Below are 9511 nucleotides of genomic sequence, written 5' to 3'. Positions count from 1 at the left end.
ACGGAATAGGCCGACACCTGAGCATGGTGCGTCGACTAGAATCTTATCAAAGCTTGTCGGTTCGCTGCCATTTTCTCCAAAACGGTCTAACAAGGCAGTTGCATCTTGATGGAGAATTTCCACGTGGTCAGCTACCTGCATCCGGTCCACATTTTCTTGAATTAAAGGCAATTTATTTTCTGCTATATCACAGGCAATCACATGCCCAGTTCGGCCAACTGCTTCAGCGATTTGCACAGTTTTTCCACCCGGTGCGGCACAAGCGTCAAGAACCGTTTCCCCTGATTTCGGGTTTAAAGCCTCTACAGCTAGAAGTGCTGATTCATCTTGAATGGTAATTTCCCCGTTCATAAATAAGGATGAATGGGCTGGATTCCCCTTAGTTACCCGTAAGGCAAATGGTGACAAAGGACTAGGCGCTACTGTAAAACCTTCTGCTTCTAATATCTCTTGATATTCAGCCATTTTTTCTGTGTTTAGGTTATTAAATTTATTGTTGGCCCGGACGGTAATGAAAGGCGTTTGATTGAGTGAATTAGCCAATTTTTCGGCTTCGTCTAAGCCAAAACGGTCCACAAAATAATCGACCCATACAGGCGGTAATGAGGCCTCCAGGGTTAACCTCTCTCTTGGATCTTCTTTGGTTTGGATAAAATCGGCCATTGTTTCATAACGACGGGTGAAATTCCGTAAGACCCCATTCGCAAATTTAGCTAACGTTTGGTTACCACGTTTGCGGACGATCCGTACCGCTTCGTCAACAACCGCATAATTTGGAATATTATCTAAATAATACATTTGGTAGGCCGAAACAATGAGTAAAGACCAAACCCATGATTTGACTTTATTGGGTTTAGCTACAAAATCACGGACAAAGGCATCCAATGTATAGTAGTTTTGCACAGACCCATAAACCAAGTTGGTATAGAGGTTACGGTCTGCTTCAGCCACAGCTTCTTCAGTTAACACTCGGTTTACTTCTTGGTTGATGAATTGGTTATGGCGGATGATTTGGTTGACCGATTCCATGGCTTGGAAACGTGCAGACAATTTTAAAGGCGTTTGATAACCACCACTATGGCCGCCGTTACGGGCATTTGACCCTGGTTCTACTTGATTATTCTCCATCTACATCGTCCTCCACGTGGTCAAAGCTATCGCCGACCACTAAGTTGCCAGCCCCACCATTAATAAAGGCTGCAACGTCCATTCGTTTCTTACCAGCTGGTTGTAATTGTTCAATAGCTAGAACAGTTTTGTTGCCTGTTGCTACCCATAATTGAGCCGGTTTCTTTTGAATTTTAATAATTGTACCCGGTTTTTCGTCAGCCGTTTCTCCTGTAACTGGTGCCACCTGCCAAATTTTCCACCGCTGTCCGTCCACTTTTGTATGGGCTACTGGCCAAGCATTAAAGGCCCGGACTTGGTTGTCAATTTGTTGTGCTTCTTTACGCCAATCAATTTGTTCTTGTTGGCTGGTAATATTTGGGGAAAAGGTCGCCTCTTCCTCAATTTGCGCTGTCGGTGTAATTTCGCCCGCAAATAATTTAGGCAAGGTGTCCATCAATAAGTCAGTCCCTGCAGTCGATAATTTATCGAACATAGTGGCAACGGTATCGTCACTTTCAATTGGGACGACCACTTGGGTTAAAATGTCCCCTGCATCCATTTTCTTGACCATCCGCATGATGGTAACGCCTGTTTCCTTGTCTCCGTTCCAAATAGCGTAATGTACTGGTGCACCCCCACGATATTTTGGCAGTAATGACGCGTGGACGTTGACTGCCCCGTATTTTGGCGCCTCTAATATGCTCGTCGGTAAGAATTGACCAAAGGCTGCAGTGACGATTAAATCGATGTCCTCAGCTAATAAGTCTTTGATTTCTTGGTCCCGGCCGATTTTTTCCGGTTGGTAAACTGGAATGTCGTGTTTTAAAGCTGCTTCTTTCACTGGTGACGGCGTTAATTTCCGCTTGCGCCCTACTGGACGGTCTGGTTGGGTCACGACTGCAACCACTTCGTACTGGTCATCTTGTGCAACTAATGCGTCTAATATATTCACTGAAAATGCGGGTGTCCCCATAAATACAATTTTTTTCAAATGTGTCTCCTTTAAATAAATCCTGTGCTTTCTTCCTATTATACCATTTTTTCAATCTGAGATTTTCGCTGATCAGTGTCAGATTTAGCTTGAAATGACGAACCCTTTTTACATGAAAGATTGTGGGTCTACATCAATGGATACGTAAATTTTGTCTTTAGACCAATCTTGCGCCTTATCTTGAATTTCTTGTAAAACAGCTTGGATGTTCTGGTTGCCTCGGTGCTGGTATAAGAGTTGGTAATAGTATTGATTATTAATTCTTGAAATGGTCGACTGAGCAGGACCAATCACCTTAGTTGCTTGAATATCGGCCTGCTGTAAAATTGCCGCCACCTTAGCGGCTGTTACCTGAGTTGTATGGTCGTCAAAATTGGAAATGGTAAAGCGGACAGTATAATAATAAGGTGAATACTGGTTGAGCTTCCTGTACTGCATTTCGGTTTGATAGAAACGGTCATAATCATGATCTTTAGCCAAGGTTAAGGCATAGTGGTCAGGATTATATGTTTGAATCAAGACTTGCCCGTCTAGGTCTCCGCGGCCTGCCCGTCCTGACATCTGAGTCAAGAGCTGGAAAGTCCGTTCAGCTGCCCTAAAATCAGGTAGGTATAAGGTCGTATCTGCATTGATAATCCCTACTAAAGTGATATTTGGAAAATCAAGCCCCTTTGCAATCATCTGGGTACCTAGTAAAATATCTGCTTTTTTATCAGCAATTTGCTTTAATATCCGCTCATGACTCCCTTTACGCCGGGTGGTATCCATATCCATCCGAGCCACAGTTTTATTCGGGAATAGCTCATTAATTTCTTGTTCCACCTTTTCTGTCCCCGTACCAAATTCCCGTAAGTGCGTTTGACCACAATCTGGACAACGTTGCGGTCTGGCCTCGTTATAGCCACAATAGTGACACTGCAACTGCTTGTCGTGATAGTGGTAAGTCAGTGATACATCACAATTTGGACATTGGAAGGTATAACCGCAGTCTCGGCATTGCATGAAATTGGCGAAACCACGCCGGTTTAACATCAAAGCAACCTGTTCACCACGGTCCATTGTGGCCTGCATTTGGTCACGTAATTGCCGTGAGAATTGATAGTAATTTTTATGTTTAAATTCTTCACGCATATCAATCATTTCAACAGGCGGTAGTGGCTTTTGATTTGACCGTTCGGGCATTTCAAGTAGTTGATAAACCCCATTTTGGGCTCGTGCTCTAGATTCTAGACTAGGAGTTGCTGACCCTAGAATAACTGGCGAATAATGATAAGTTGCCCGCCATTTGGCCACTTCCCTTGCATGATAGCGAGGATTATCTGACTGTTTGTAGGTAGCTTCATGTTCTTCATCCAAAATAATCAGGCCAATATTTTTTAATGGTGCAAATATAGATGACCGGGCCCCAACAGCGATTTTAGCTTGGCCATTTTTTAATTTGCGCCACTCATCAAAGTGTTCCCCTGTTGATAATTGACTATGCAAAACCGCTACTTGGTTCCCAAAGCGACTTTTCAACCGGTTAACCATTTGCGGGGTTAAGGAAATTTCTGGTACCAGTAAAATAGCCTCTTTATCTTTATCTAAGGCTTCTTGAATCAGTTGCAGGTAAACCTCAGTCTTCCCTGACCCTGTTACCCCTTGCAGTAAGAAGACCCGGTCTTCTTGGTTATCCATGGCTTCTTTTACAGCATTAAAGGCAGCTTCTTGTTGGGCTTGTAAGGATAACTTTTCTGATTTTTCAATGGCAATATCTGCATAGGGATCACGGTTAACTTGTTGGTCGTAAAGTTTTAACCAACCTTTTTCTGCCCCTGATTTAAGCGTAGCTGTGTGCAAGTCAAATTCATCTCTTAGGTATTTAGCAGGTACTTTCTTACCGTCCAGCTCCATTAACACTTCCACTAAGGCAAGTTGCTTGTTAGCTGTTTTTCGAATGTTGGTGGCTTCTTCCTCTAGTTGGTCAAAGTCCATCAGTGGTTGCACCCATTTTTCCGTTTTATAGCGTTTACGGTCTTCTACCCGATAGTCTATGGACAGGTGACCTTTGTTTTTAAGGGCAATCAGCTCGGTGAGGATACCTCTTTTCTCGGCATCAGACCAGGCGATTTCACTAAGGTCATCGAAGTAATGGTTATGGTCAAGATAAGCAATTTCAGGGGTCGGCAAGAAGAATTTTTCATAATTTACCTTGAGCAAGTTAGGCAGCATGGTATGGTAGGCTTCAACTAAGAAACAAAAGTTCTGCTTGGCCATATCCTTACCCAATTGCAACATTTCCGCGTTTAATACTGGCTCGTCATCTAAAAGTGCAGTAATCGGCTTCAATTCACCTTCAAAATCGGCGGTAGCTTTAGCTGGTGAAATGACATAACCCAAGAGGTTACGACTGCCAAATGGGACTTGTACCCGCATGCCTGGTTGAATAATATTCACCATTTCTTCTGGGATTTGGTATTCAAAAGGATGGTCCGTCTGCATGGTGGGGACGTCCACGATCACTTCTATCACATTTGCCTCAACCATTCCAGTCGCCTCCTTCATCGTATTCATCTACCTATTGTATAGTAATTGGTTGGAATTTAACATTAATTGCCTGTGGCATACAATTTTGCTGTTGTTTTTCATTTTTCGTTCGTTATTTTATTATATACACGAGATAATTCTAATTAATTTGAAATATTATAGTTTATTTACGAACAATTTAATTTAATTATATTTACTTGTTCGTTAGTTTGTCTTAAAATGAGAAAGAAGGAATTACTTTTATTTAAAGGGAGCAAAAAATGATTGGATTAGAAAAAGCAATTTTAGGGACATACTTTCATACACCAGCACATGGTCAGCTAGCCTACCAAGAAGATGCACTCATTACCATTAATCAAGATGGTGTAATCGATAGAGTTGTACCGGCTGATGACGGTGATTACCTACCCCTCATTCAACTATTTGAAGAACGTGGCACTTTAATTCGACTATCAGATGGTCAATACTTATTACCAGGTTTCATTGATACCCACATTCATGCCCCACAATGGCCTCAAGCAGGGATTGCTTTAGACGCCCCCTTGGATGTTTGGTTAAATGAACACACTTTTCCATTAGAGGCTAAATATCAAGACGTTGACTTCGCGAAAGAAGTTTACGCAGACTTAGTAGCAACCTTACTCGCTCGTGGCACCACTACTGCCCTTTATTTCGGGACTATTCACAAAGAATCGTCATTTGAATTGGTTAAGATTGCTGCAGAAAAAGGTCAACGCGCCTTAGTTGGTAAAGTAGTTATGGATGACCCACAAGGTAACCCTGACTTTTACCGGGATGCGTCAACTGAGATTGCCCTACAAGAAACTGAAGAATTTATCCAAGAAGTGCGCGCCTTTGGTAAGGACGTCATTCAAGGCGTCTACCCTGTTGTCATGCCCCGCTTTGCTCCCTCTTGTACTGATGAGGCCTTAGCTGGTTTAGGTGCACTAGCTCAAAAATACGACATCCACGTCCACACCCATTGTAGTGAAGGGCAATGGGAACATGATTTTACTTATAAACGCTTCGGTAAAACTGACACAGAAGCGCTTAGAGACTTTGGTTTATTCGGTAAAAAATCAGTTATGGCCCACTCTAACTTTATCAATGACGATGATGCTGCGATTTTTGCAGAAAACCAAACAGCGGTTGCCCACTGCCCTATTTCTAACGTTTATTTTGCTAATAGTATTATTCCCATTAAACACCTAAAAGAATTAGACGTACAAGTTGGCTTAGGAACAGATATTTCCGGTGGTTTCTCACCGTCTCTATATGACGGAATTAAACAAGCTGTGATGAGCTCACGTCAATTAGAAGACGGTGTTGATACCCGGTTACCGCAAGCCAAACGCGGTGTGCCAGATGCTCGCATTTCTGTTGTAGAAGCCTTTTCGCTCGCTACACTTGGTGGTGGTGAAGCCCTTGACTTACCAATTGGTTTAATCAAAGAAGGTTATACGGCTGATTTCCAAGTTATTGATACAAAAGCTAAGGAAAATCGTATCCAAGGATTTGGTGTCTTTGAAGACCTAGGACAAATTTTTGAAAAGATCCTATACTTAGCTAACCAAGCTAATATCCAACAAGTATACGTTCAAGGTAAATTAGTATGTGAAAGATAATAGTCAATTAATAATGAGAGGTGTGCCCATTCTATTGGTCATACTTCTTTTTTCGTATGTTTCATAAGCTTAGCCCCTTCCTATATCTAGATTAAATAAGAAAAAACCAAGCAACGGAAAGCTACTTGGCTTAATAAAGTTTATATTTTTTTAATGCTGATCATTAGCTTTGGGATAATGAATCTGGATCAATCACTAAGTCATTAGAAGCGATTTCTTCTAAGGCTTGACCTACAAATTTAGGTGATTGGTATTCAGTTAACATTGGGTTCTTCTCAACTTGTAGTTCAGTTGCGCGTTTTGCAGCAATTGATACTAATGAGTATTTTGAGTCGATACGGTCTAATAATTTGTCAATTGATGGATAGATAATCATTATGATTCGTCGCCTTCCTTTAAGTAATTTTCTACAATATCGTCGATAAAACGGTCTGTCTTTAAATGCTCAGCATTTATGATGGTTTGAATTCGTTCAACTGCTGAGTCTACATTGTCATTTTCTACAACATAATCATATTGAGTGACTAATTGTAACTCTTCCCGCGCTTGATTCATCCGTTTTTCAATCACATCCGGCGCATCAGTCCCCCGGTTCACTATTCTAGATTCTAACTCATGCATAGTCGGTGGTGCAAGAAAAATGAATACACCCTCGGGCATACGTCGCTTCACCTGTAAGGCACCTTGAACCTCTATTTCAAGAAAAACATCCTTACCTTGGTCAGTCATTTCTTCAACGTATTGAAGGGGTGTTCCATAGTAATTACCTACATACTCAGCATACTCCAATAAACGTTCGTCTTCAATCATACCTTCGAATTGATCGCGCGATACGAAGAAGTAGTCTTTACCATCTTCTTCACCTGGACGCGGTTGTCGGGTTGTTGCAGAAACGGAATAATAAAACTGATCATGATTCGTATCAGTCTCAAACAGCGCTTGACGCACTGTTCCTTTCCCCACACCAGAGGGACCGGATAATACAACTAATAGTCCTTTCGATTTCATAGAACACCTTTCACCCTTCACATTTTTATATAGCATTAATAGTACCACAAATTTTACTATTTTTCTCAAAGACCTGAAGATTTTCTTTAATGTTCGGATTAATTTTCAATTAGAATCATACCATATTTAACCCTTTAAGTAAAAAGTGAACGGATGTTCGAAAAAAGACTTGCATACCGAACGCACGTTCTTTATAATATAAATTGTAAAGCGAACAAACGTTTGCTAAATCAAGTTACGTCAATGCGTATCCATCGTTCTAACCACTGTTCAATATAAGGAGGCTTATCATGCAAAACCCATTATCTTATCAATCAATCCGTAGTTTATTCACCCCAGTTGATCCAATGTTGCTTGAAGCTGAACAATCTAGCCAGTCAAATATCCTTTCTTTCAATAGTGAAGAGCGCAACGCGAAAAAGGAAAACAACATATTGACAACTATTATGCCAATCAAAGACATTATCAAACACATTAACTATTCAAACGAATTAGGTGACCCCCTATATATTACCGTTACCCGTCAAATCGGTTCTATGAACACCAAAGATATTTTATTTGGTATCTTCCGGTCAAAATATACGGATAAAGACATTGTCCTATTTGAGGACGTTGATAACGATGTGATGCGGATTATTAAAGTAGATGAAATCATGGCTGTTCGTTCTGTTTATGATAATTAAATTAAGCATCGTTATCACTACCAATTCCATCACACCGCAAAAACCAGCTAATCAGATAGCTGGTTTTTTTCTTGTGCCTATTATAAGACTGGTGAGAACAATCTTGAGAACCCTTGACGGAATTTCTTCCATTTTGTTTGGTTTTCAAAATGATTGATATCTACTTGAGTCGATTCTTTCAAGTCGTTTTTGAAGATTTCCTCTAGTTGGGCAGCGACTTTGCGGTCGTAAACAAAGGCATTGATTTCAAAATTCAAAGCAAAGCTTCGGATATCAAAGTTTGCTGTACCAACGCTCGCTATATGACCATCAACGCACAATGTTTTGGCATGTAAAAAACCATCATCACGATACTTGTGGACATGTACTCCAGACTTTAATAAGGATTTTACGTAATACTCGGTAGCGCGATACACTAATGGGTGGTCAGGTTTTGACGGAATCATGATATGTACTTCCACACCTGATAAGGCTGCCATCTCGAATGCCTCAAAGACGGCTTCGTCTGGAATAAAGTAAGGTGTTTGAAGATAAATATATTCTTCAGCAATATTGATCATTTGTAGGTAACCCATTTTAATTTGGTCAGATTCTTCGTCTGGTCCTGATGAGACAATCTGCATGGCTGTTTCACCATTTACTTCTGGGTCTGGAAAGTATTCATGGTCAAAATCACTTGGTTTAGCTTTCTTAGAAGCAAACCAGTCTACCATGAAACGACTTTGTAAGGTTTTGACAGCATCACCTGTAATCCGAAAATGGGTATCACGCCAATAACCTAAAGGCCCTTTACCAATATATTCTTTAGCTACATTAAAGCCTCCTACATAACCGACTAAACCGTCAATTACCACAATTTTACGGTGGTTACGCCAATTTAGGCGGAAGTTAAAAATAAAGAAGGGACTTTTTGAGAAGAAACTTTCAAACTGTACCCCTGCTTCTGCCATGCGTTTGACTGATTTCTTACTTAGCAAACGACTGCCCACAGCATCTGCCATCAGTTTCACTTCTAAACCTGCTTCAGCTCGGTCAACTAAAGCATCTACTACCCGCATACCCACTACATCATCAGTAAAGATGTAGTATTGGACATGCACAGAATCATTTGCAGCATAGATATCCGAAACTAGTCGGTCCATTTTTTCTTGGCCCGAAATAAAGATTTCGACATGATTGTTTTCAGTTAAGATGGAATAGTCACTTTTAAACAAGAGACGCATCATTTTTTGAATACCACGCGGATAATGGTCAACATTTTTCTGTTTACCATCTTTATTTAAATACTTTTCTTTTAGACCATTTAAACCATAAATTTCTTGGTTACGAATCCTAAAGATATTTTGGTCGGAAATCTTTCGACCCACAAAATAATAAATAATAAAACCAATACCTGGTAATAATATTAACACCAATAACCAAGCCCAAATAGTCGCCACAGGTCGATCTTGTCTAAGGACGGTAATAACTGCGGCGATGGTATTTAACACTAAAAGAATTAAAATCCCATAAAATATGTATAAACCCATGTTTTCCCCTTTTTAAAGTAAAAGAGCAAACAAGTTGGC

General features: G+C 40.6%; 8 protein-coding genes. 2 read left to right on the top strand and 6 right to left on the bottom strand.

Going from position 1 to position 9511, the window contains the following annotated elements; translation table 11 throughout:
• The 3 genes from rsmB to priA all read right to left on the bottom strand — a co-directional run.
• Window positions 1-1128 (bottom strand): 16S rRNA (cytosine(967)-C(5))-methyltransferase RsmB (gene rsmB, locus ACRCJ0_RS06965; RefSeq protein WP_431389996.1); only part of this gene is annotated, 1128 nt, incomplete at its 3' end.
• Window positions 1118-2101: a methionyl-tRNA formyltransferase gene (gene fmt, locus ACRCJ0_RS06960; RefSeq protein ID WP_431389995.1), complete on the bottom strand. Its 984-nt coding sequence runs from the start codon at window positions 2099-2101 to the stop codon at window positions 1118-1120. The genes rsmB and fmt, both read right to left, overlap by 11 nt.
• 108 nt (window positions 2102-2209) lie before the next feature.
• Window positions 2210-4627, bottom strand: coding sequence for a primosomal protein N' (gene priA, locus ACRCJ0_RS06955; protein ID WP_431389994.1), 2418 nt, complete (start codon window positions 4625-4627; stop codon window positions 2210-2212).
• 260 nt (window positions 4628-4887) lie between these two features.
• Here priA and guaD point away from each other — a divergent pair, with 260 nt between their 5' ends.
• On the top strand, window positions 4888-6252 hold the full coding sequence (gene guaD / locus ACRCJ0_RS06950) for a guanine deaminase (protein ID WP_431389993.1): 1365 nt from the start codon (window positions 4888-4890) through the stop codon (window positions 6250-6252).
• Between the two features lie 163 nt (window positions 6253-6415).
• Here guaD and rpoZ read toward each other — a convergent pair whose 3' ends face one another.
• Both rpoZ and gmk read right to left on the bottom strand, forming a co-directional pair.
• Window positions 6416-6628, bottom strand: coding sequence for a DNA-directed RNA polymerase subunit omega (rpoZ, locus tag ACRCJ0_RS06945; protein ID WP_016896748.1), 213 nt, complete (start codon window positions 6626-6628; stop codon window positions 6416-6418).
• On the bottom strand, window positions 6628-7260 hold the full coding sequence (gene gmk, locus ACRCJ0_RS06940) for a guanylate kinase (protein WP_418150329.1): 633 nt from the start codon (window positions 7258-7260) through the stop codon (window positions 6628-6630). The genes rpoZ and gmk overlap by 1 nt, the downstream gene beginning before the upstream one ends.
• 290 nt (window positions 7261-7550) lie before the next feature.
• On the opposite strand from gmk, the gene ACRCJ0_RS06935 reads away from it, so the two are divergent.
• On the top strand, window positions 7551-7943 hold the full coding sequence (locus ACRCJ0_RS06935) for a hypothetical protein (protein WP_431389992.1): 393 nt from the start codon (window positions 7551-7553) through the stop codon (window positions 7941-7943).
• Window positions 7944-8023: 80 nt separating this feature from the next.
• Here the strand turns inward: ACRCJ0_RS06935 and cls are convergent, their stop codons facing one another.
• Window positions 8024-9472, bottom strand: a complete 1449-nt coding sequence (gene cls, locus ACRCJ0_RS06930) for a cardiolipin synthase (protein ID WP_431389991.1) — start codon at window positions 9470-9472, stop codon at window positions 8024-8026.
• Between the last annotated feature and the right edge of the window lie 39 nt (window positions 9473-9511).

The sequence above is a fragment of the Aerococcus sp. L_32 genome, assembly GCF_050689315.1.
The sequence above is the reverse complement of the archived record's forward strand: the minus strand, read 5'-3'. Positions and strand labels throughout refer to the sequence as shown.